24 protein-coding genes and 1 other annotated feature are annotated in these 23,817 nt (G+C 29.7%); of the genes, 21 read left to right on the top strand and 3 right to left on the bottom strand.

Translation table 11 applies throughout. The features are described from left to right. The first annotated feature begins 8 nt into the window (after positions 1-8). From ACRC03_RS16045 to ACRC03_RS16020, 6 genes are all read left to right on the top strand, one after another. Positions 9-3,050 (top strand): penicillin-binding transpeptidase domain-containing protein, encoded by a 3,042-nt coding sequence (locus tag ACRC03_RS16045; RefSeq protein WP_438653604.1) that lies wholly within the window; start codon positions 9-11, stop codon positions 3,048-3,050. 57 nt (positions 3,051-3,107) lie between these two features. Further along, positions 3,108-3,788, top strand: a complete 681-nt coding sequence (locus tag ACRC03_RS16040) for a septum site-determining protein MinC (protein ID WP_438653603.1) — start codon at positions 3,108-3,110, stop codon at positions 3,786-3,788. 30 nt (positions 3,789-3,818) lie between these two features. Continuing rightward, a complete protein-coding gene (minD, locus tag ACRC03_RS16035; protein ID WP_438653602.1) occupies positions 3,819-4,616 on the top strand; it encodes a septum site-determining protein MinD in 798 nt (265 codons plus the stop codon). A 16-nt stretch (positions 4,617-4,632) separates the two neighbouring features. Then, complete coding sequence (gene minE, locus ACRC03_RS16030) at positions 4,633-4,917, top strand: cell division topological specificity factor MinE (protein ID WP_438653601.1); 285 nt, start codon at positions 4,633-4,635, stop codon at positions 4,915-4,917. A gap of 78 nt (positions 4,918-4,995) precedes the next feature. Beyond that, positions 4,996-6,111, top strand: a complete 1,116-nt coding sequence (gene rodA, locus ACRC03_RS16025) for a rod shape-determining protein RodA (protein ID WP_438653600.1) — start codon at positions 4,996-4,998, stop codon at positions 6,109-6,111. A 21-nt stretch (positions 6,112-6,132) separates the two neighbouring features. Next, positions 6,133-6,546 (top strand): methylglyoxal synthase, encoded by a 414-nt coding sequence (locus tag ACRC03_RS16020; RefSeq protein WP_438653599.1) that lies wholly within the window; start codon positions 6,133-6,135, stop codon positions 6,544-6,546. Positions 6,547-6,595: 49 nt separating this feature from the next. On the opposite strand, the gene ACRC03_RS16015 is transcribed toward ACRC03_RS16020, so the two are convergent. Beyond that, positions 6,596-7,789 carry an FprA family A-type flavoprotein gene (locus ACRC03_RS16015; protein WP_438653598.1) on the bottom strand — a complete coding sequence of 398 codons (1,194 nt, stop codon included), beginning with the start codon at positions 7,787-7,789 and terminating at the stop codon, positions 6,596-6,598. 316 nt (positions 7,790-8,105) lie between these two features. Between ACRC03_RS16015 and ACRC03_RS16010 the strand changes: the two genes are divergently transcribed. From ACRC03_RS16010 to ACRC03_RS15970, 9 genes are all read left to right on the top strand, one after another. Then, positions 8,106-9,950: a TIGR03960 family B12-binding radical SAM protein gene (locus ACRC03_RS16010; protein WP_438653597.1), complete on the top strand. Its 1,845-nt coding sequence runs from the start codon at positions 8,106-8,108 to the stop codon at positions 9,948-9,950. A gap of 2 nt (positions 9,951-9,952) precedes the next feature. Beyond that, positions 9,953-10,651, top strand: a complete 699-nt coding sequence (locus tag ACRC03_RS16005) for a TIGR03936 family radical SAM-associated protein (RefSeq protein WP_438653596.1) — start codon at positions 9,953-9,955, stop codon at positions 10,649-10,651. 138 nt (positions 10,652-10,789) lie between these two features. Further along, positions 10,790-12,193 carry an Rne/Rng family ribonuclease gene (locus ACRC03_RS16000; RefSeq protein WP_438653595.1) on the top strand — a complete coding sequence of 468 codons (1,404 nt, stop codon included), beginning with the start codon at positions 10,790-10,792 and terminating at the stop codon, positions 12,191-12,193. Between the two features lie 117 nt (positions 12,194-12,310). Next, entirely contained in the window at positions 12,311-12,622 is a 312-nt protein-coding gene (gene rplU, locus ACRC03_RS15995; RefSeq protein WP_438653594.1) for a 50S ribosomal protein L21, read from the top strand. 14 nt (positions 12,623-12,636) lie between these two features. Further along, the gene (locus ACRC03_RS15990; RefSeq protein WP_438653593.1) at positions 12,637-12,951 is read left to right on the top strand and encodes a ribosomal-processing cysteine protease Prp; all 315 of its coding nucleotides are present in this window, start codon (positions 12,637-12,639) and stop codon (positions 12,949-12,951) included. Positions 12,952-12,964: 13 nt separating this feature from the next. Continuing rightward, a complete protein-coding gene (gene rpmA, locus ACRC03_RS15985; RefSeq protein WP_438653592.1) occupies positions 12,965-13,255 on the top strand; it encodes a 50S ribosomal protein L27 in 291 nt (96 codons plus the stop codon). Positions 13,256-13,374: 119 nt separating this feature from the next. Beyond that, entirely contained in the window at positions 13,375-14,655 is a 1,281-nt protein-coding gene (obgE, locus tag ACRC03_RS15980) for a GTPase ObgE (protein WP_438653591.1), read from the top strand. A gap of 19 nt (positions 14,656-14,674) precedes the next feature. Further along, the gene (locus tag ACRC03_RS15975) at positions 14,675-15,043 is read left to right on the top strand and encodes a YhbY family RNA-binding protein (RefSeq protein ID WP_438653688.1); all 369 of its coding nucleotides are present in this window, start codon (positions 14,675-14,677) and stop codon (positions 15,041-15,043) included. A gap of 81 nt (positions 15,044-15,124) precedes the next feature. Then, the gene (locus tag ACRC03_RS15970; protein WP_438653590.1) at positions 15,125-16,459 is read left to right on the top strand and encodes a CoA-disulfide reductase; all 1,335 of its coding nucleotides are present in this window, start codon (positions 15,125-15,127) and stop codon (positions 16,457-16,459) included. Positions 16,460-16,496: 37 nt separating this feature from the next. Here the strand turns inward: ACRC03_RS15970 and ACRC03_RS15965 are convergent, their stop codons facing one another. After that, complete coding sequence (locus ACRC03_RS15965) at positions 16,497-17,414, bottom strand: ribonuclease Z (protein ID WP_438653589.1); 918 nt, start codon at positions 17,412-17,414, stop codon at positions 16,497-16,499. A 231-nt stretch (positions 17,415-17,645) separates the two neighbouring features. Here ACRC03_RS15965 and ACRC03_RS15960 point away from each other — a divergent pair, with 231 nt between their 5' ends. Then, a complete protein-coding gene (locus ACRC03_RS15960) occupies positions 17,646-17,975 on the top strand; it encodes a DUF5658 family protein (protein WP_438653588.1) in 330 nt (109 codons plus the stop codon). 72 nt (positions 17,976-18,047) lie between these two features. Further along, positions 18,048-18,398, top strand: coding sequence for a hypothetical protein (locus tag ACRC03_RS15955; RefSeq protein WP_438653587.1), 351 nt, complete (start codon positions 18,048-18,050; stop codon positions 18,396-18,398). Between the two features lie 143 nt (positions 18,399-18,541). On the opposite strand, the gene recX is transcribed toward ACRC03_RS15955, so the two are convergent. Continuing rightward, on the bottom strand, positions 18,542-19,180 hold the full coding sequence (gene recX, locus ACRC03_RS15950) for a recombination regulator RecX (RefSeq protein WP_438653586.1): 639 nt from the start codon (positions 19,178-19,180) through the stop codon (positions 18,542-18,544). Positions 19,181-19,299: 119 nt separating this feature from the next. Here recX and nadD point away from each other — a divergent pair, with 119 nt between their 5' ends. The 4 genes from nadD to leuS all read left to right on the top strand — a co-directional run bounded on the left by nadD (position 19,300) and on the right by leuS (position 23,778). After that, a complete protein-coding gene (gene nadD, locus ACRC03_RS15945) occupies positions 19,300-19,989 on the top strand; it encodes a nicotinate-nucleotide adenylyltransferase (RefSeq protein WP_438653585.1) in 690 nt (229 codons plus the stop codon). Then, a complete protein-coding gene (gene yqeK, locus ACRC03_RS15940) occupies positions 19,990-20,571 on the top strand; it encodes a bis(5'-nucleosyl)-tetraphosphatase (symmetrical) YqeK (protein ID WP_438653584.1) in 582 nt (193 codons plus the stop codon). It begins immediately after the preceding gene. Positions 20,572-20,712: 141 nt separating this feature from the next. After that, on the top strand, positions 20,713-21,063 hold the full coding sequence (gene rsfS, locus ACRC03_RS15935; protein WP_438653687.1) for a ribosome silencing factor: 351 nt from the start codon (positions 20,713-20,715) through the stop codon (positions 21,061-21,063). A gap of 34 nt (positions 21,064-21,097) precedes the next feature. Continuing rightward, positions 21,098-21,290 (top strand) — a binding site (T-box leader). 67 nt (positions 21,291-21,357) lie between these two features. Then, positions 21,358-23,778 (top strand): leucine--tRNA ligase, encoded by a 2,421-nt coding sequence (leuS, locus tag ACRC03_RS15930; protein ID WP_438653583.1) that lies wholly within the window; start codon positions 21,358-21,360, stop codon positions 23,776-23,778. Positions 23,779-23,817: the final 39 nt, after the last annotated feature.

Here is a 23,817-nt window from a genome sequence, read left to right as displayed (position 1 = left end):
GTGATTTAATGGACGAAAATAAAAAAAATGATAGGCTATCCATAATGAGAAATATAGTACTAATAGCCTTTGTAGTAATTTTATTAAAAATAGTATATATGACTACACTAAAGTATGAACATTATACTGAGCTAGCAGAAAATAAAACCTACAAGGAGTTGCCTATAAAAGCTCCTAGAGGTGAAGTGAAGGATAGATACGGTAGATTATTAGCAGGAAATAAAACATTATTTACTGTACAAGTTTCAGGAGATGGAATTAGCAAAAAAGATTCAGAGGGTGTATCTGTGGCAAATGATATAAGCTTAAACCTTATAAATCTTTTAGAAAAAAATAAAGAAGAGTACATAGATGAATTTCCTATATATATTGAAAATGGTAAGTATTATTATACTTTTGATAAAAATATTAGAGAATACAAAACTCCTTCACAAAATAATATTTCTCTAGAATTAAATGCCAAAGAAAATGATATTCCTCTAGAATTAAATGCCAAAGAAAGTTTTTATTATATAGTAGATAGATTAATATCAGAAGGCATATTATCAGAAGAAGATAGAAAATTAGAACCGAGCAAACTTCAGAAAAAATTAAATGAGAATTCTGAGTATCCACCAATTTTAGTTAGCAAATGGATGTTTACAGATGAAAAAAATAAAGAGGATTGGTTACAAAGTTATAAAATAACGGAACCAAAAGTAAGCGCAAAAGAAGCATTTAGACAGCTAAGAGAGTATTATGAAATAGATCCAAGTTTAAGTGACAAAGAAGCAAGAAAGATATTAGTAGTAAGAGATTTGATTAAATCTCAAGGTTATTCTAGATATAAACCTATGACTATAGCTAAAGATATAAGTCAAGAAACAATGGCTCAACTTGAAGAAAATGCAATGAAGTTTCCAGGAGTATCTGTAGCAACAGAACCTGTAAGATATTATCCAGAGGGTGCATTGGCTTCTCATACTTTAGGTCAAATGGGTAAAATTCCTTCAAGTGAAGAAAGTAAGTATTTTGAAAAAAATGAAGGAAAAAAATACTCTAAAGGAGATACTATAGGTGTTTCTGGTATTGAAAAGAACTATGAAGAGCAATTAAAAGGTGTAGATGGATATGAAAAGGTACAAGTTGATGCATTAGGTAGGATAACAAAAAAATTAGATGTTAAAGAACCTAAGTCTGGAGATACAGTATACCTAAGCATTGACAAAGATTTACAGATGAAAACGGAAAAATTACTAAAAGATATACTGGAAACTATGAGTAGAGGTGGCACTTATAAAAGTAAGTATGGAGATAAAAGTTTCTCAAATGATGCCCCAAATGCAAAATCAGGAGCTGTAATAGCAATAGACCCTAAAACTGGGGATGTACTATCTATGGCAAGTTATCCAGATTATGACCCTAATTTATTTGTAAATGGTATATCATATGACGAGTATGAGAATTTAAAGCCTAAGAATACAAATGATGTTTTGGCTCCAAATGCTCAAATTAATTTAGCTACACAATCTGTAGTTCAGCCAGGTTCTATATTTAAAATGATAACTGGTATGGCTGCAATAGACAATGGATTAAGTCCTAATTATGCTATTAATGACTCCGGAGTTATTTATCTAGGCCAAAAACCTTTTGCCGATTTAATATGGCATAAATCAAGAAGTACTCACGGGTATACAGATTTATATAGAGCAATACAAGAGTCTTGTAATATATACTTTGCTACGATAGCTAGTGGTAAAAACTGGTCTGGAGGAAAAGATCCAGATGTAAAAATAGGTCCAAATGATGTACTAGACTATGCTAGAAAATTTGGATTAGATGATTATACAGGTCTTGATAAAGAAATTGGAGAGAAAAAAGGAACTGTACCGAGTGTTGAATCTAAGCTTGAAACTACAAAGAGTTTACTTAGAAATCATCTAAACAAAGAAATGACAAATGACTTTACTGATATAACGAAAGATAAAAATCCAGATGAATATAAAAAGAGAATAGAAGAAATTGTAAGTTGGACAGATGAGGAAAAAACACCGGGCAGAGTAGAAGCTATAAATAGACTTAGCAAAATGAAAATAAAAGAAGATAGAGTTGAACCTTTAGCTGATGATATAGTGTTTACTTACCTAAACTTTTCAAAATGGAAAGCAGCAGATACATTCAACCTTGCAATAGGTCAAGGGGAAAATGCATATACTCCAGCTCAGATGGCAAGATATGTATCAACTATAGCTAATGGAGGAGACTTAGTAGATGTATCTGCTGTAGATAGAGTTATATCTAGTGATTATAAGTCGGTAGATATAGATGAAAATGAAAATAAAAAAGCAGATTTTAATGATAGTGAAAAATTAAATGATTTGAAAAAAGGTATGGTACAAATGGCTAATGAGAGTGCATCAAAAACGCTATTTTCAAAAATACCAGTCACAGTAGCGGCCAAAACAGGTACTGCAGAAAAAAGTGGTAAGATACCCACAGCTAATGAAGTGGAGTACTTAGAAAGTCATATGGGATCATATAAAGTTTCTTTAGAAGAAGCAAGTAAACTTGCAAATCAGTTAAAAACAGAAAGAGAAAAAGAATTATCAACAGAAAGAGAAAAAGAATTAAAAGAAGAATTAAAAAATAATAAAGATTTAACTGAAAAAGAAAGAGCAGCCTTAGAAGAAGAATTAGAAGATGGAGTTAAAGTTAAACTGTCAAATGATGATGATAAAGTGAATGCATCTTTTCTAAGAAAAGCTATAAAAGAGTTAAATCCTAAAATTAGCGATGAACAAATAGATGCATATAAACCTGGATATAGCCCTTTTGCATGGAGTGTTGCATTTGCACCTGCTGAAGATCCTCAAATAGCTGTAGTTACCATGATTCCACAAGGAAGTACAGGAGGTAATTCTTTATACATTACTAAAGAGGTAATAGGAACATACTTTGATTTGGGAAATGAAAGAGCAGAAGATGAAAATAATAATAGTAAAGAAACTGACAAAAATATTAATATAGTAGAAGATGGAAGCATAAATTTTGCAGCTACTATGAAAAAATAGAGGAATTAAGTTTTTTTTACAGAATATATAAAATGATATATCACTGTGGAGGTTGTTATGTCTTTGAATGATTTTGATCCTAACGAACTAGTAGAGTTTAAAGGTAGTAAAAGAGGGATAATAGTAAACATAAAAAAAGCTGCTACTTTCGAAGGAATAAAGCAAGCTATAATAGAAAGATTAGAATCATCTATTGGTTTTTTCAATGGAGCCAAAATTTACGCTATTAATTGTGAATGCTTAAGCGATATACAAATTATAGAGATTAAAGATGATATTTCATCTAGATTTGATGTTGAGTTTATCGAAGAAGAATATAAACAAGGTTTTGAAAAACTAAAAACTAAATACGTAAACAACTTAAGATCTGGAGAGAATATCGAATTTGATGGAGATATAATTGTTATGACTGATATGAAGTCGGGATCTCAAGTTAACTCGACTTCTAATGTGGTAATAATGGGAAATGTAAGCTCTGGTGCAAAAGTTGTAGCTAATGGAAATGTTGTTGTAATGGGAAGTGTAAATGGATTTATCCATGCAGGTGCTAATGGAAATGAACAAGCCTATGCAGTAGCAAATAATCTTACTCCTAAGATTTTACAAATAGCAGATAATATTGCGGAAGCTCCAGATGATGATAATTATGAAGAAGAAAAGGAAGCGTGTCCTGAAATAGCCTTCATAAGTGAAGGAATAATAGTAATTGAAAGTTACTTACCTAGAATTATAAAATAAAAGTATGGAAATTATAGGGGGGATAGTATTATGAGCGAAGTTATAGTTATAACATCAGGTAAAGGTGGAGTTGGAAAAACTACTACTGCTGCAAATTTAGGAACTGCGCTAAGCTTGGAAAATAAGAAAACAGTCATAGTAGATGCAGATATTGGGCTTAGAAATTTAGATGTAGTTATGGGTCTTGAAAATAGAATAGTATACGATATTGTAGATGTTGTTGAAGGTACGTGTAGACTTAAACAAGCTCTAATAAAGGATAAGAGATTTGACAATTTATATCTATTACCAGCAGCTCAAACGAGAGATAAAAATGCTGTAACAGTAGAACAAATGAAGGAATTATGTGATAAACTTAGAGAATCTTTTGACTATGTAATAATAGATTGTCCTGCTGGCATCGAACAAGGATTTAAAAATGCTATAGCTGGAGCTAATAGAGCTATTGTAGTTACAAATCCAGAAGTATCTGCAGTTAGAGATGCAGACAGAATAATTGGACTATTAGAGGCAAATGAAATAAAGGACATTCAATTGGTTATAAATAGAATAAGACAAGATATGGTTAAGCGTGGAGACATGATGAATAAGCAAGATATAATAGAAATACTTGCAATAAAGCTATTGGGATTAGTTCCAGATGATGAAAGCATAATAGTATCCACAAATAAAGGAGAACCAGCTATACTTGACCCTAAGTCTGTAGCAGGACAAGCATACAAGAATATAGCTAGAAGAATATTAGGAGAAGATGTACCTATTGTAGAGCTAGAAACTGATAGTAATATATTTAGCAAAATTAAAAAAATGTTTGGCATGGCCAAGTAATTAAGGAGGCATATCTATGTTAGATATATTTAAAGTTTTTTCTAACGAATCTAAAGCTAGCAAATCTGTAGCAAAAGAAAGATTAAAATTAGTTTTAGTACATGATAGAATAGATTGTTCTCCACAACTTTTGGATATGATAAAAGCGGATATTTTAAGGGTAATAGCTAATTATGCAGAAATAGAAGAAGATGGGCTTGAAATAAAAATGTCTAAATCTAGGGGCGACAATGACGATATACCTATATCAGCACTAGTTGCTAATATACCACTAAAAAACATAAAAGACAGAAGTATGTAATTAATATATAAGGGGGGATGGTTTATTGTCCTCCTTTATTTTACGTTATATATTTTTAGATAGAAAGACGGTGATAATATGATAGATCATAAATCTACTTTAAAATTAATAAAACAATTAGATTGGAAGCTTATAGGTATAGTTTTAGCTATATTTACTTTTGGTCTAGTGATACTGAGTAGTGCAACTCATGCAAATGAAACTGGAAACTTCAAGCAAATATATGTTCAAGGGGCAGCTTTTGGACTTGGAACGGCTGTTATAATCACAATATTACTATTTGATTATAATGTAATAGGAAAATATTACAAAGCTTTGTATATAATAAGTCTTGTATTACTAGTTATAGTTTTAACACCACTAGGTGCAGCAAGAGGAGGAGCAAGATCTTGGATAGATTTGGGTCCGATAGATTTTCAGACCTCAGAGCTTGCAAAATTAACTTTTATATTAAGTTATGCTAAAATAGTAGAAAGTAAGAAAGACAAATTAGATACATTAAAAGATATAATTCCGGTGTTAATATATGCAGTTCCTTTTATAGGGCTATTATTTGCACAACCAGATTTAGGTACTGCTATAGTGTTTAGTTGTATAATAGCTGGAATGTTATTTACTGCGGGTCTTAATATTAAGCTTATAAAGAAGGTTATAATAGGAGCAATAGTTGCGCTACCTGTAATGTATATGTTAATGGCACCACACCAAAAGGACAGAATAGAAGCGTTTTTAAATCCAGAAGACCCAACATTAAAAGGAAACTATCAAGTAATGCAATCTATGATAGCTATAGGATCTGGAGGAACAACTGGAAAAGGTCTTTATCAAGGCAGTCAAAATCAAGAAGGATTTTTGCCTGTTCAAGAAAGTGACTTTATATTTGCTGTTATAGGAGAGGAGTTAGGTGCAGTAGGAATGGCTGCTATAATAGGACTATATGCACTATTCCTGAGTAGAATGATAGTAATAGCAAGGGAAGCTAAAGATTTTTATGGAACGCTTATCGTTATTGGTGTTATGAGTATGTTTGCTTATCAAATTATTCAAAATATAGGTATGACGGTAGCTTTAATTCCAGTAACAGGGGTAACATTACCTTTCGTAAGTTATGGAGGTAGTTCTTTATTAACTTCATTAGCTAACTTAGGGCTTGTTTTAAATGTATGTATGAGAAGGAAAAAAATAAACTTTTAACATGATACAATGGAGGGGAATATGAATATAGCATTAGTTGCACATGATGAAATGAAAAACACAATGGTAGGTTTTTGCATAGGATATGAGGAAATACTAAAAAAATACGGTATTTATGCAACAGGAACAACAGGAAAGAGAATTATGGATGAAACTAATTTGAATGTAAATAGACTTGCATCAGGTCCTCTAGGAGGAGATCAACAAATAGGTTCGTTAATAGTTGCACAAGAAATTGATTTAGTAATTTTCTTGAGAGATCCTCTTACCGCACAAGCCCATGAACCAGATATACAAGCTTTAATTAGACTATGTGATGTTTATCATGTTCCTGTAGCTACAAACTTAGCTTCAGCGGAAATATTTATTAATGCATTAAATAGAGGAGAACTTTCTTGGCGAGAAGTTAGAAAAACTAAAAGTCAAAGAGTATAAACAAAAGGTGTCAGATTATTTTAATCTGACACCTTTTAATATACTAAAATTATTTAATTAATTTACCAAATTCTTTCCCAAAATTAACACATTCTTCTAAAATTTCATCATTAGGAGAAAATCTCTTCTTTATAGTTGGCACAGGCATTTTAAATGACATTGATGAAAGAATATTTTCTGCCATAGAAATACCTTCACCACTCCAACCGTAAGAACCAAATACTCCTGCTATTTTACCTTGATTAGCCATAGGATCTATTATAGAGAATAAATCCCACATAGGTTTAACCATACTTCTGTTTATTGTTGGAGAACCTAATAATATTACCTTTGACATAGTAACTGCATCATGAATTGATTTTAGACTCATGCTTTCTAAGTCATACAATTTAACAGTAGCACCCTCGAAAATAAGGCCTTCTTCTATTTTTTTAGCCATTGTAAGTGTATTTGTATAAGCTGAAAGATAGAAAACTGCTACTTGATTTAAATTAGTATTATTAACAACTTCAGTAGACCAATCTAAGTATCTCTTAACTTGCGCCATAGGATCTTTTGTTATCATAGGTCCGTGAGAAGTTAGTATTGTATCAAACTCTAATTCTAAGTTAATTACTTTATTTATAGCGTTTAATACATGTTTAGCAAATGGCTTGACTATGCAATCGTAATAATGTCTAGATGATTTCAAATAATCTTCATCTTCAATAGATTCAATATTAATATTTGCAAAGTGACACCCGAATGCATCACAAGTAAATAAAGTTTTATCTTCCTCTATATAAGTGAACATAGTATCTGCCCAATGTAAGAATGGTGCAGTTATAAATTTAATGTTTCTTTTACCTATGTTTAATACTTCTCCGTCCTTTATAACATGGCATTTAAATGGTTTATTAATTTGTTCGTTTAAGTATGCTTTTGCAGCGCTTGTACAGAAAACTTCAATGTTCGGGTTTAATTCTAATAAATACTTTAAGCTGCCTGCGTGGTCTGGCTCTGTATGATGAATTACAACATAGTCTATGTCATTTATATCTGTAATTTTAGATAAATTGTCTAAGAATTTATCTTTGAAGTTAGCCTTAACAGTATCAAATAAAACTGTTTTTTCATCTTTTATTAAGTAACTGTTATAAGTTGTTCCGAATTCAGTTTCCATTATTATGTCAAAAATTTTTAAATCTTTATCTACAACACCTGTAAAATAAATACCTTCTTTTACTTCGATTATATTGCTCATTTCGAATCCTCCAAAATTAAATTATATAAATTTTATACCCATTAAAATATATTTTAAAACAAAAACCTATTTAGCTTTCTAACTTATATTATATATATAATATTAACATTTATGAAGTTTTTTAGGTAGCATTAGATATTATAATTGAAAAGAAATATAATAAAGACAGGATAAAAATGCAAAGTTGCTATATAATAAAGAAATAAATTGGAAAAACTATAAAATAGCAAGTAAAAGTTTTGATACATAATATTATATGATGTATAATAATATCTATGTCGAAAAAATAATAAACTTATCGGAGGTTTTAAGATAAATGAATAAGGTAGACTTAAAAAGAATTTTGAAAAAGGTTGAAAAACCAGCAAGATATCTTGGAAATGAAATAAATTCAATACATAAAGATACTACAAATAAAGAATTAATAAGATATGCACAGTGTTTCCCTGATCTATATGAAGTAGGAATGAGCCACTTAGGAAGTCACATACTTTATGATGTAATAAACAGAGATGAAAATGTGTTCTGTGAAAGAGTATACTCTCCAGCTATAGATATGGAGAATATAATGAGAGAAAAAAATATTCCTATGTTTACATTAGAGTCAAGAGAACCAATAACTAACTTTGATTTTGCAACATTTACGCTTCAATATGAACTTTCATATACAAATATATTAAATATATTAGATTTGGCGAATATACCTTTACTTAGAGAAGAAAGAAAATTAGAAGATCCTTTTGTAATGGTAGGAGGACCTTGTGCCTACAATGTAGAACCTTTAACTGACTTTGTAGACATAGTAATACTAGGAGAAGGTGAAGAAGTAAACCTAGAAGTATTAAATGCATATAAAGAGTGGAAGAAAAATAAAACTACTAGAGATGATTTCTTACAAAAAATATCTTCTATAAATGGTGTCTACATACCTAGTTTCTATGATGTTACATACAATGAAGACAATACAGTTAAAGAAGTTGTACCTAATAGAGAAGGAATACCACAAAAACCACATAAGAGAATAATAAAAGATATGGAGACAGTTCCATACCCTGAAAAATTAGTGGTGCCATTTATAGATACTGTACATAATAGAATAGTATTAGAATTATTCAGAGGATGTACAAGAGGATGTAGATTCTGCCAAGCGGGCATGATATATAGACCTATAAGAGAAAAGAGTGTAGAAAGATTAAAAGAAATAGTAGAAAAATTAATTAAGAGTACAGGATATGATGAAATATCATTAACTTCATTAAGTACAAGTGATTATAGCCAACTAGATGAATTAACAGACTTCTTAGTAAATGAGTACACTCCTAGAAATATAGGTATATCATTGCCATCACTTAGGCTGGACAACTTCTCTATGGAAATAGCAGAAAAAATACAACAGGTTAGAAAATCAGGTCTTACTTTTGCACCAGAAGCAGGAACTCAAAGAATGAGAGATGTTATAAATAAAGGTGTAAGTGAAGAAGATTTAGAAAATGCAACTAGAAAAGCATTTGAAATGGGATGGAATCGTGTTAAGTTATACTTCATGATAGGTCTTCCAACAGAAACTTATGATGATCTAGATGGTATAGCTGATCTTGCATACAATGTTATAGACACCTATAGAAATGTACACAATGGAAAGATAAAAAGAGATTTTGGTGTTACAGTAAGTACATCAACATTTGTACCTAAACCATTTACACCATTCCAATGGCATGGACAAGATACTACAGAAGAAGTTGTAGAAAAGCAAAGACATTTAGTTAGAAAGTTAAAAAATAAAAATATAAAATATAACTATCATGATTCTAAAACTAGCTTAATGGAAGCGGTAATAGCTAGAGGAGATAGAAAAATAGGTAAAGTCATATATGATGCATTTAAAGCAGGTGCTAAATTTGACGGATGGTCAGAGCACTTTAGCCTAGATACATGGCAAGAAGCTATGGAGAAAAATGGATTATCTATAGATTTCTATGCAAATAGAGAAAGAGAATATGAAGAAGTCTTCCCATGGGATCATATAGATGTAGGTGTAACTAAGAAATTCTTAGTTAAAGAAAATGAAAAATCAAAGCAAGATACAATTTCTCCAGACTGTAGACATAAGTGCAATGGATGTGGAATAAATACACATGATATAGGAAGGGAGATGTGCTAATTATGAGTAAGATAATAAGAACTAAATACAATAAAGAAGGGGATATGATATACATATCGCACCTTGATTTACAACAGTTATTACAAAGAGCGTTTAGAAGAGCTGATATAGAATTAGTGCACTCTCAAGGGTATAATCCTCACCCTAAGATAAGTTATGGTAATGCTTTAGCTTTAGGAACTGAGAGCCAAGGAGAATACGTAGACGTTGAAATCGAAGAAGAGTTAAGTGTTGAAGAATACTTAACTAGAATGAATGAACAATTACCAAAAGGTATAAAATTCTTAAAAGCTATAGATATAGATAGGCAAACTCCATCACTAGCATCAAATATAGAGTATGGAGAGTATATATTTAATATTGAACTCAAAAAAAGTTTAAGCAAAGAATTTGTAAAAAGTAACTTGTTAGACTTTATGAGCAAAGAAGAAATAATGATAACTAAGAAAAATAAAAAAGGAAAAATAGTAGAATCTAATATAAGACCAATGATAAAGAATTTTGACATATTAGATTTACAAGATGACTGTATAACTTTAGAAGCTACAATAGCAATTGGTTCTAAAGCAAACTTAAATACTAACGTGTTTATTCCTAGAATATTAGAGATGCTTGAATTAGAAATAGATCCTCTAGATGTAGATATATTAAGAAGAGACTTATATGTAGTTCAAGATGGAGAATTAGTATCTCCAATGTAATAAAAAAGGTGGATAAAACCACCTTTTTTACGATTAAGGGAATTATATTATCTCAAAAAATGTGGATAAGTCGCTATATTTAAGCAACGTCAACATACTTACAAAATCTAGATAAGTGAATTTTTAAGGAGAATAATTATGAAAAGTATTGTAATAGAATCTCTTGTTGCATCGCAAAAAACAGCTGTTTTGGAAGATGGAAAATTAGTCGATATATTTATAGAAGATAATAAAAAAGATAAAACTATTTCTAACATATATAGAGGTATAGTAAAAAAAGTATTACCAGGTATAGAAGCTTGCTTTGTAGATATAGGTTATGAAAAGTTAGCTTATTTACAATTGAAAAAAGATGATAATATAAAAGCAGGGCAAGAAGTTTTAGTACAAATAAATAAAGAAGAAATAGGTACTAAAGGCGCTAAATTAAATCTTGAAGTAAGTTTAGCAGGTAGATATTTAGTATATATACCATCCAACACTAGGGTAACTATGTCTAATAAAATATTAGAAGAAAAAGAAAGGTTTAGGCTTAAAAAAATTGTAAACACTATAAATACAGAAAAGATGGGTCTAATTATAAGAACAGAAGCACAAGGATGTAGCAAAGAGGAATTAGAAAAAGATATAGAAGATTTAAAAAATCGTTTTGAAGAAATTTCAAAAGAATACAAGTTAGGCATTGGTCCTAAACTTTTATATAAAAGTTTAGATTTTGCCACTAAATATGTTAAAGATAATATCAATAATGACATAGAAAAAGTAATAATAAATGACAAAGAAAAATATGAAGATCTAAAGTTAATATTAAAATCTATAAAAAAAGATTATATACAAAAATTAACACTAGAAGAAAATAAGGATCTATTTGACTTGTATAAAGTAAATAGCCAAATAGAAAAAGTATTAAATAAAAAAGTATGGCTAAAAAGTGGTGGATATTTAATTATAGAAAAAACAGAAGCACTTACAGTTATAGATGTTAATACAGGAAAGTTTACAGGAAGCTTAAAACTAGACGAAACAGTATACAAAACAAATTTAGAAGCTGCAAAAGAAATTGCTAGACAACTAAGAATTAGAGACTTAGCTGGAATAATTATAGTAGATTTTATAGATATGAGTAAAAATAAGCATAAACAAACTCTTATAAAAACTTTAGAATTAGAACTTTCAAAGGATAAAAGAAAATCTGAAGTTTTAGGTATAACTAAATTAGGATTAGTAGAAATAGCTAGAAGAAGAGAAAAAGATTCCATATATAAATACTATTTAAAAGAATGCTTAGAATGTGAAGGTAAGGGCTATATAAAATCAGCAAATTATTTAATAGATAATATAGAAAAAGAAATCATAAGAATAAAAGAGCATACATCTTATAATAATATAAAGATAGAATTACATAATGAATTATATGATGTAATTCAAAAAAACTTTACTGAAACAATAAAAAGAATAAGCAAAAAATATGATGTAATTATAGAACTAGAGGCAGTTAATAACATAAATTACGAAAAAATAAATATAATTTATAATAGTTAGTTGACAAATAATCAATAAAGTAGTAATATTAGTAACTGTAATGCCGCACAGAACAGGTTGTAAACTTCTTATAATGAAGTACCTAAATGGCGAGTCTAAGACCGAGGAGGTGTATTTATGTACGCTATAGTTAAAACAGGTGGAAAGCAATATAAAGTTGCAGAAGGTGATGTATTATTCGTTGAAAAGTTAGAAGCTAACGCAGGTGATGTTATCACTTTAAACGAAGTATTAGCTTGTACTAAAGGCGGAGAGTTAGTAGTTGGAACTCCAGTAGTTGAAGGTGCTTCTGTTCAAGCGAAAGTTGTTGAACAAGGTAAAGCTAAGAAGATAATAGTTTTCAAGTATAAGGCTAAGAAAGATTATAGAAGAAAGCAAGGACATCGTCAACCATACACTAAGATAGTTATCGAAAAGATAAACGCTTAATTGTTGGTTAAGTAATGATAAAAGTTAAATATTATTACGAGGAGTTTTCACTAAAAGGATTTTGCTTAAAGGGTCATGCCGATTTTGCTGAAATAGGATATGATATAGTATGCTCTGCAGTTACATCTAATGCCATTGCAGTCATAAATTCTTTAGACAAATTAGTGAAAGTTGAATTTGAAAGTGTAATAGGACAAGAAGGTCATATAGAGTGTATCGTTAAAGATAAATACTTGAAAGATTCTCAACTACTATTAAATCATTTTCAATTATCTATTGAAGAAATAAAACGGGAATATCCCAAAAATATAAAAATCTTAAAAAAGTAGGGGGTGACTCTATATGTTAAACATGAACTTACAGTTACTTGCATCTAAAAAAGGGGTAGGATCTTCTAAGAATGGTAGAGATTCTGCAGCTAAAAGATTAGGTGTTAAGAGATTTGACGGACAAGTTATAACTGCTGGTACTATAATAGTAAGACAAAGAGGTACTAAGATACATCCAGGAACTAACGTTGGTAAAGGTGGAGATGATACTTTATTTGCATTAGTTGACGGTGCTGTTAAATTCGAAAGAAAAGACAAGAAGAGAAAGAAAGTAAGTGTATACCCAGTATCAATAGCTGAGTAATATATACAAAAAGGAGTGTTAATGCACTCCTTTTTCTTGTAAATGGATATTTATAAGAATTATATATGTCTATTTTGGATAACATAAATAAAAAAAGTTTAAGCAAGCAGGTGATTAATTTGTTTATAGATAAAGCAAGAATTTTTGTTAAAGCCGGGAACGGTGGAAACGGTGCGGTAGGTTTTAGAAAAGAAAAGTATGTTCCAGCTGGTGGTCCAGACGGTGGAGACGGTGGAAGTGGAGCAAGTGTAATCTTTGAGGTTGATTTAGGTCTAAGGACGTTAATGGATTTTAAATACCAAAGAAAGTACAATGCTCAGCCCGGTGGAGATGGAAGTCAAGGAAGAAGATCAGGTAAAAATGGAGATGATTTAACTCTTAAAGTACCTGCAGGAACAATAATAAGAGATGAAGCAACAGGCTTAATCTTAGCAGATTTAAAAGAAGAAGGAGATAGAGCTGTAATTGCAAGAGGTGGTAGAGGTGGAAAAGGAAATCAACACTTCGCTAATGCAGTAAGGCAAGCTCCAGCTTTCGCTAAATCAGGAACAGATGGACAAGAAAGATGGATAGTTTTAGAACTTAAGATGATAGCAGATGTAGGACTTTTAGGATTCCCTAACGTAGGTAAGTCAACATTTTTATCAGTTGTAACTAAGGCTAAGCCCAAAATAGCTAACTACCACTTCACAACATTGACTCCTAATTTAGGTGTTGTTCAAACAAAATTTGGAGAAAGTTTTGTACTTGCTGATATACCAGGTATTATAGAAGGTGCAGCAGAAGGTGTTGGTTTAGGTCATGATTTTTTAAGACACGTTGAAAGAACTAAGGTATTGATACATATAGTTGATATATCAGGACTAGAAGGTAGAGATCCATTAGAAGATTTTGATAAGATAAATCATGAATTAAAATATTACAACGAAAGATTATCTTCAAGACCACAAGTAGTTGTTGCTAATAAGATGGATATATTAGAAGATGAAAGTGTATTTGAAGAATTTAAAACGGAATTAGAAGGTAGAGGATACAAAGTATTCAAAATGTCTGCTGCTACTCGCCAAGGTATAGATGATGTAATAGCTTATGTAGCTCAACGACTAAACGAAGTAGAAGATGTAGAGTTAGTTACAGAAGAAGAAATGTATAAGCCAGAATTAGATATACAAGAACAAGAAAGCTTAAATATAGAAGTAGATGAAGATGGAGTATATGTTGTTACGGGTAAAACACTTAGAAGAATTATGTACTCTGTTAACTTTGATGATATGGAATCTCTTCAATATTTCCAAAAAGCTATGGAAGGTCAAGGTGTATTTGACAGACTTAGAGAAATGGGAATTGAAGATGGAGATACAGTTAGAATTTACGAGTTAGAATTTGAATTCTACAATTAGAATAAATAGAGGTGGATATATGTTAAAAGGTAAGCAAAGAGCATACTTAAGATCAATAGCTAATACACTAAATCCTATAACTCAAATAGGTAAAGATGGTGTAACAGAAAGTTTTTTAGAACAATTAGACGGAATGCTAAGAACTAGAGAAATAGTTAAAGTTACAATACTTGATAATGCAGGTTTAGATACTAAAGAAACTGCTAATGCAATATGTGAAGCTTTAAGAGCAGAATTTGTTCAAGCTATAGGATCTAAAATTACTATATATAAGAAAAATATGGACGATCCTAAAATAGTATTCCCAGGACATCAACAAGCGAAAGCTAAAGTTAAGGATGATAAGGTTACTAAAAAAGGAAACGGTACTAAAAAATCATATAGATAATAATGTATACAAAAATAGCATCTAAGTTAAATTAGATGCTGTTTTAATGTAATAATGCTTATTCAAGGAGGAGAAATAATCATGAGAGTAGTCATAATAGGTGGTGTTGCAGCGGGGATGAGTGCTGCGGCTAAATTAAAAAGAATGCAGCCAGAGTATGAGGTTGTAGTTTATGAAAAAACTGATGTTGTGTCATTTGGAGCTTGCGGTCTTCCGTATTTTGTAGGAGGATTTTTTGATGAACCAAATAGCATGATAGCTAGAAGTCCAGAAAAATTTAGGGAAACGGGAATAGATTTAAATATATTTAGTGAAGTAGTAAAAATTGATACAGATAATAAAAAACTTACAGTTAAGAACTTACAAACTAATGAAGTTTTTGAAGATTCTTATGACAAGTTAATGGTAGCAACAGGAGCAAGTAGTATAATACCTCCTATAAAAAATGTAAATCTAGCAAACGTTTCAACATTAAAGAGTATGGAAGATGGAATAAAAGTAAAAGAATTAATAAATAGAGATGAAAATAAAAAAGTAGTTGTTATAGGGGCTGGGTTTATAGGATTAGAAGTTGTAGAAGCAGCTAAACAATTAAACAAAGAAGTAACTATATTCCAATTAGAAGGTAGAATATTAAATCAAGTGTTTGATAAAGAAATAACAAGTGTATTAGAAGAAGAAATAAGAAAACATGAAGTTGACTTAAGATTAGAAGAAGTGGTTCTAGAATTAGTTGGAGAAACAAAAGTTAAAAAAGTTGTAACTAATAAAGGTGAAGTAGAAGCTGATATGGTTATAATAGCAACAGGGGTTAGACCTAATACAACATTCTTAAAAGATACAGCAATAGAAATGTTACCAAATGGGGCTATAATAGTAGATAAATTTGGTAAAACTTCAATGGAAGATATTTATGCAGCAGGGGACTGTGCTACTATAAAAAATATAGTTAGTGGTCAAGATACATACGTACCATTAGCTACTGGAGCTAATAAATTAGGAAGAATAGTAGGAGAAAACTTAGCAGGAGGTAGTAATTCTTTCCAAGGATCTTTAGGTTCAAGTTGTATAAAGGTTATGGATATGGAAGCTGCTGCAACAGGCCTTACAGAAAAACAAGCTGAAAAATTAGGTTTAGATTTTAAAGTTAAGTTTATATCTGATTTTAATCAGACAAATTACTATCCAGGTAGAGATAAAATATATGTAAAACTTGTGTATGATGCAAAAACTAAGGTAATCTTAGGAGGTCAAGTAGCAGGTTACAAGGACTCGGTTCAAAGAACAAATGTAATAGCAGCTGCTATATTTGGAAAAATGACAACTTCACAACTTGGAATGTTAGATTTATGTTATGCGCCACCATTTGCTAGAACTTGGGACGTATTAAATGTAGCAGGAAATGTATGTAAATAAAAAAATGAGTTATCCTAATTAGGATAACTCATTTTTTCTAATCTTTGAAACTTAAATTAAAATCTAATCTATCTTCTCCTACAATTGTATTTGGAAAAACACTAGTAGCATTTTCTAAATAATTATAAGGGTTGTCCAAAGAAGGACTAAAATGAGTTAGCAAAAGTTTTTTGACATTACCTAAGCGAGCTAAATTTGCAGCTTCTCTAAAGGTCATATGCTTGTTTTTTACTGCTTTAGATATATCTAAATCATCTCCATACATTGCTTCACAAACAAAGAAGTCACTATCTTTTATAAACTCAGGGATAGAAAATAAAGGTCTGGTATCTGTTACAAAACTAATTTTAATTCCCTTTCTATCATCACCAAGAACCATATTTGGAGAGTATTCAATTCCATCAAGTGTAATACTTTTTTCTCTTTGTAGTTTTTGCCATAATATTTTTGGAACTTTGTTTTTTATAGCTTTTTCAACGTTAAACTTAGGACTTCTTTTAAAGTATAAATTGTACCCTAAACACTCTGTAGAGTGTTCTAAATCTAAAGTAGTTATTTCTAGTTCTTTTAAAAATTCGTTGTTCAAAGAAAATGTACCTTTAGGGTTTTCGATAACATTAATATTATATGGTAAATATTCAACCAATACTTTGACTGCATTCATAACTTCGATTATTCCACGTGGTCCTACTATAGTCAAATCTTCAGTACGGGAACTATTACCAATAGTAGATAATAAACCAATAAGTCCTATAATATGATCTCCGTGGAGATGAGTTATGCAAATTAGATCTATAGTTTTAAAGCCACAATTCTTCATTCTCATAGAAACTTGAGTACCTTCTCCACAATCGATAAGTATTTTTCTTCCTCTGTAGTTTATGAACAGAGAGGATAAAAATCTATTAGGCATAGGCATATTACCACCACAGCCAAGTAGTACTAAATCTATCATATCTTATCTCCTTATACATTTTAGTAATAAATATAGTATTTGTATTTAAAAAAATATTTATTATGATTCTAACATTAAGTATAAATTAATATCTAAATAGTTAATACTCAAAAAGTAGATTTTTTTTATTATACAAAAACAGAGAAAGTATAGCATTAAAAATAACTCTTATGCATTATGTGAATCTTTCGGTGTTTAGATTACAATAAAAAAAAAGAAAAAGGAGTATTTATGAGGAGTGAAGTAATCAAAGGAGAAAAAAATTACATATTAATGCCTTTAATATTTTTAAATTTATTTGATGGAATAGCAACCTATATTGGATTAAATTTAGGAGTATACATAGAATTAAACAAAATGCTAAATTGGATTTATAAAAGTAATTCATTTGTATTTATATTTGTAAAAATTATTTTACCTACTTTAATATTTCTATTGTTATCAATTAAACTTAAAGAAAACATATCAATAATAACAAAAATATTTGTTTATACAGCAAGTACTATATATTTTGCACTGTGCATATACCATATAACATTATTTTTAAGTATAATAACATAATTGAAATTTTCTATAAAAAAGTATAAAATAATAAAGCAACCTAATAAAAATAAAGTAAGAAGGTAATATATAATGGATAGTAAAGTTAAAGAAGTAACATTTAAGATAATGCTGTGGAAAGATATACTTTCTATACCTATTTACACTATTATTTTTAATAACTATAAACTATTATTTTGGTTATTAATTGTGGTAGATAGATTAGTTGTTTTATTAATATCTTTAAAAATTGGATATGTAGAAGAGTTTATAGACATAGCTCTTGAAGGTGAAAGTTTAAAGGATAAACAATTAATTATTTTTTCTATGATTTCGGGTTTAGTTTTATATGGATTAACATTTATTAATAATAGAAAATTATTTTACATACTTATAATAGCTGAAATCGCTGATTTTATAGTATTAAAACTAATAAAAGACTAAAAATGAGTTTATACAAATTCATTTCTAGTCTTTTTCATTAGAATTTATCTAAGGCTATCTTGTTTATATAGCTGAGTTACGTTGTATATGCCAAGTATAAAACTTAGTATACCCATTGCTAGTTTCATAAAAATCCTCCACTTTTAAAAATCATACTCATTATTATTTAAAATTTTGCTTAATACTCTCTTTATAGTATCGTAGTCAAAACCTTTGTAAGCAAGATGCTGAGAAATTTTTTGATGTATTTTTCTGTTATCTTCATTTTTAATTCTATTATATCTTTTTTGAGCTAAATATAATGCATTTTCAAATTCAACATTACTATCTATTTCAGAAATAGCTTCATGTATAGAAGATTTATCAATGCCTTTATTATAAAGATTTTGTTTTATTCTATTTTTACCACATTTATTTAAATGAATGTTAGTATTCACTATTTTTTGAGCTAATAAATCATCATCTATAAATTTATTATTTTTTAAAAATTCAATAACTCTATCGAGAGCATCATCATCGAAGTCTGAAGAAAGTTTTTCCCTTATCTTTTTCTCAGATTGATCTGATTTTGCTAATATATTTAAAGCTTTATTTTTTGCTTTAAGATACATCTCATCTTTAAGAATAGATTTAAGATAATCTTCATCTATTGTCATACCTTTTTTTAAATTAAAAGAATAGACTAACTCGGCAAATATTGCCATGAAAAATTCATCATTTACATAAATATTAACTCTGTCAGTGCTTTTCTTTTGAGATTCTATTTTTGTAATTATAGCCATTATATATCTCCTTAATATATGTAATATTATAATTATACACTAAAAAAATAATTTATAACCTTTAATAAATAAAAAATAATGATACAATAATAATATAATTGCAATAAAGGAGACGAAAGATGGATATTAATAATCTAATTAATACGGCTGAAATTAGAAATAGTGATAAACTAGAGACATTTAGAAGAAGTAATAAAAGGATTAAAATAGGAATAATGGGAGGCACATTTGATCCAATACACTACGCACATTTAGCAACAGCTGAATTTATTAGAGACAAGTATAAATTAGACAAAATAATATTTATACCTTCAGGTAATCCTCCGCATAAACAAAGCAATATAGCGGATAAATATGATAGATATAAAATGGTAGTACTTGCTACGAGAAATAATGATGACTTTATAGTATCAGATTTAGAAATAGAAAGAAGTAGTAAAACTTATACTGTAGACACATTAAAATATATAAAAGAAAAATATGTAAACGCAGATATATACTTTATAACAGGGGCGGATGCTATTTGCGATATCGAAACTTGGAAGGATGTAGAAGAAAACTTTAAAATGGCAACCTTTATAGCTGCTACAAGACCGGGGATAAGTTTGTTAAGAGCGCAAGAAAAAATAGAACATTTAACTAAAAAATATGATGCCAGAATTATAAGTGTGTATGTACCATCTTTAGACATATCATCAACTTATATAAGAGATCAAGTAAAAGAAGAAAAATCAGTGAGGTACTTAGTTCCGGAATCTGTACAAAAATATATTTACAATAATAGATTATACAAAAATGAGGAGGAGTAGATGGATTTAGAAAATATTAATAAAAAGATTATGGATATGCTACCTAAGAGAAGGTTTAATCACTCCTTAAATGTTGCAAATTGTGCTGCTAAACTAAGTGAGATATACAATTATGATAAAGAAAAAGCATACTTAGCAGGTATTGTACATGATTGTGCAAAATATTTAAACTATGATGAAGTCAATTATTATGTAAATAAGTATGAAATCTATTTAGATGAACTAGAGACTAATAATATAGCTTTATCACACAGTGCAATAGGATCTTATATTGCACAATATGAATTAGGTATAGAAGATGAGGACATAATTAATTCTATAAAGTATCATACTACAGGTAAAGAAGATATGAATTTATTAGAAAAAATAATTTACTTAGCGGACTTGATAGAAGAAGGAAGAAATTTTTCGGGGATAGATTCACTTAGAGAGTTGGTTTATAATGGTGAAATCGATCAGGCTTTATTAATTTCTTTTAATAATACTATAAAGTTTGTGATAGAGAATAATCAACTTATACATTCTAGAACGATAAAAGCTAGAAATTATATTTTAAAAGAAATCACATCAAATAATAAATAGAATTTAAATTAAGTATATTTAAATCAATATGGTATATTAAAAATTAAAATACCGTAGTTGAAGTAGTATTATTTATGGTATAATAGTTAAATGTGCTTAAAACTAAGAAAGGTAGGAAATAATATGACAATAGAAAATAATATGACAGTAGAAAATATTACAAAAGTTATATACGATGCAATAGATGATAAATTAGGACAAGATATATCTATAATAAATGTAGGAGCAGTTTCAAGTTTATGTGAATATTTTGTTATAGCAACAGCTTCTTCACAAAGACAAGTAAAAGCGATCGCTGATAACGTAGAAGATGAATTAACTAAACATGGAATAGAAGCTAGAGGAAAAGAAGGACATGATTCTCAAGTATGGATTCTTCTTGATTATGGTGATGTTATGGTCCATGTATTTAATGAAGAAAACAGAGCGTTCTATAACTTAGAAAAGCTATGGAAAGATGCTCCATACGTAGATGTTGACACACTAGCATAAAAATGTTAATATAAATTATTATAATTGAAAATTCGTAATATTGAATAGACTAGAGTAGTAAAAGAATATGTTTTTTTCAGAGAGCTAGTGGTGGTGTGAACTAGCAAAATATATCTTTGAACTTGCTAGATAAATCTATTTAGCCGTAGTTGGCATAAAGACTATTTAAGAGAGTCTAGTAATAGGCTAATTAGGGTGGTACCGCGAAGTTAATCCTCGTCCCTAAACGTAATGTTTAGTGATAGAGGATTTTTTTATAAAAAAATTTAATAAATTACATAGGAGGAAATTTTAATGAACGTTTATAAGCCAAATGAAATTGAGCCTAAATGGCAAAAAACTTGGGAAAAAAATGAACAATATAAAACAGATACTAGTGACGCAACAAAGCCTAAATATTATGCACTAGAAATGTTCCCTTATCCATCAGGGAAATTACATATGGGTCACGTTAGAAACTATTCAATAGGTGACGTAGTTGCTAGATTTAAAAAGATGCAAGGATATAATGTTCTACATCCAATGGGGTGGGACTCATTTGGACTTCCTGCAGAAAATGCTGCAATAAAGCATGGAATACATCCTGATAAGTGGACTATGGAAAATATAGCAGACATGAGAGAACAGTTAAAGACATTAGGTCTTAGTTTTGACTGGGATAGAGAAATAGCAACTTCAACTCCTGAGTACTATAAATTTACTCAAGAAATATTCTTGAAAATGTTAGAACATGGATTTGCATATAAGAAAAAATCTTTCGTAAACTGGTGTCCATCTTGTGAAACAGTTCTTGCAAATGAGCAAGTAGTACAAGGTGCGTGTGAAAGATGTGATTCAGTAGTAGTTAAAAAAGACTTAGAACAATGGTATTTCAAAACAACTCATTTTGCTGAAGAATTACTTCAAGATATAGATACTTTAGATGGTTGGCCAGAAAAAGTTAAAACTATGCAAAAGAACTGGATAGGAAAGAGTACTGGGGCTGAAATAACTTTTGATATAGATGGAAGTGACAAGTCTATAACAGTATTTACAACTAGACCTGATACTACATATGGAGTATCTTATATGGTTTTAGCTCCAGAACATAGATTAGTTAAAGAATTAGTTGATGGAACAGAATACGAAGAAGCAGTAGATACATTTGTTGCAAAAATGCATACAATGACTGAAATAGAAAGAACTTCAAGTGAAGTTGAAAAAGAAGGTATGTTTATAGGAAAGCATGTTATAAATCCATTAAACGGCAAGAAAGTTGAATTATGGATAGCTAACTATGTACTTGCTGATTATGGAACAGGTGCAGTTATGGCAGTTCCTGCACATGACGAAAGAGATGCTGAATTTGCAACTAAGTACAACTTAGAAGTAGTACCAGTAATAAATGAAGATAACATAATGATAAACTCTGAAGAGTTTGATGGAATGGATGCTGATAAGGCATTTGAAGGAATAATAGAAAAAATAGAAGAAATGGGAAGAGGAAAGAAAACAGTAAACTATAGATTAAGAGACTGGTTACTTTCTAGACAAAGATATTGGGGATGTCCAATACCTGTAGTATACTGTGAAGAATGTGGTATAGTTCCAGAAAAGAAAGAAAACTTACCAATATTATTACCAACAGATGTAGAATTTACAGGTAAAGGTGAATCACCACTTACAACTTCAAAAACATTTATGAATGCTACTTGTCCATGTTGTGGAAAATCTGCTAGAAGAGAAGCAGACACAATGGATACTTTCGTAGATTCTTCTTGGTATTTCTTAAGATATATAGATCCTAAAAATACAGAAGAACCATTTGGTAAAGATGCAGTTAACAACTGGATGCCAGTTGATCAATATATAGGTGGAGTAGAACATGCTATATTACATCTTCTTTACTCTAGATTCTTTGTAAAAGCATTCAATTCAATGGGAATGTTAGACTTTAAAGAACCTTTCAAGAACTTGTTAACTCAAGGTATGGTTCTTAAAGATGGAACTAAGATGAGTAAGTCTAAAGGAAATGTTGTTGCACCAGTAGAAATAATAGAAGAGTTTGGTGTAGATACTGCAAGATTATTCGTATTATTTGCTGCACCACCAGAGAGAGACTTAGAGTGGTCAGATCAAGGTGTTGAAGGATGCTTTAGATTCTTAAACAGAGTATATAGATTAGTTGATGAGTTATCAGATTTAGCTAAAGTTGAGGCTACTTTAGGAGATTTAACTAAAGAAGATAAAGCAATGAGATATACAATAAGTGCTACTTTAAAGAAAGTAACAGAAGACTTAAATGAAAAATTTGGATTCAATACTGCTATATCTGCTTTAATGGAATTAATAAATGAGATGTATAAGTATAAAGAATTAGATAACAGAAATAATGCTGTTATAAAAGAAGGTATAGAAACAATAATAGCTATACTTGCACCATTTGCACCACATATGGGTGAAGAACTATGGACTATGGTAGATAAAGAAGGAAGTGTATTTGATATAAGCTGGCCTAAATACGATGAAACTGCATTAGTTAAGGATGAAGTTGAAATAGTAGTTCAAGTTAATGGTAAAGTTAGAGGAAAATTAAGTGTTGCTACTAATATAACTAAAGATGAAATGGAAAAAGTAGCAATGGAAGATGAGAAAATAAAAGCACTAGTTGAAGGAAAAACTATAGTAAAAGTAGTAGCAGTTCCTAAAAAATTAGTTAATATAGTAGTTAAGTAGATTAAAAAGAGAGAACTTTAAGTTTTCTCTTTTTTACGC

The organism is Romboutsia sp., from assembly GCF_051659545.1.
Taxonomy (GTDB): Bacteria; Bacillota; Clostridia; order Peptostreptococcales; family Peptostreptococcaceae; genus JBOFOR01.
Note: the sequence above shows the minus strand (reverse complement) of the source record. Positions and strands in the feature narration are given on the sequence as shown.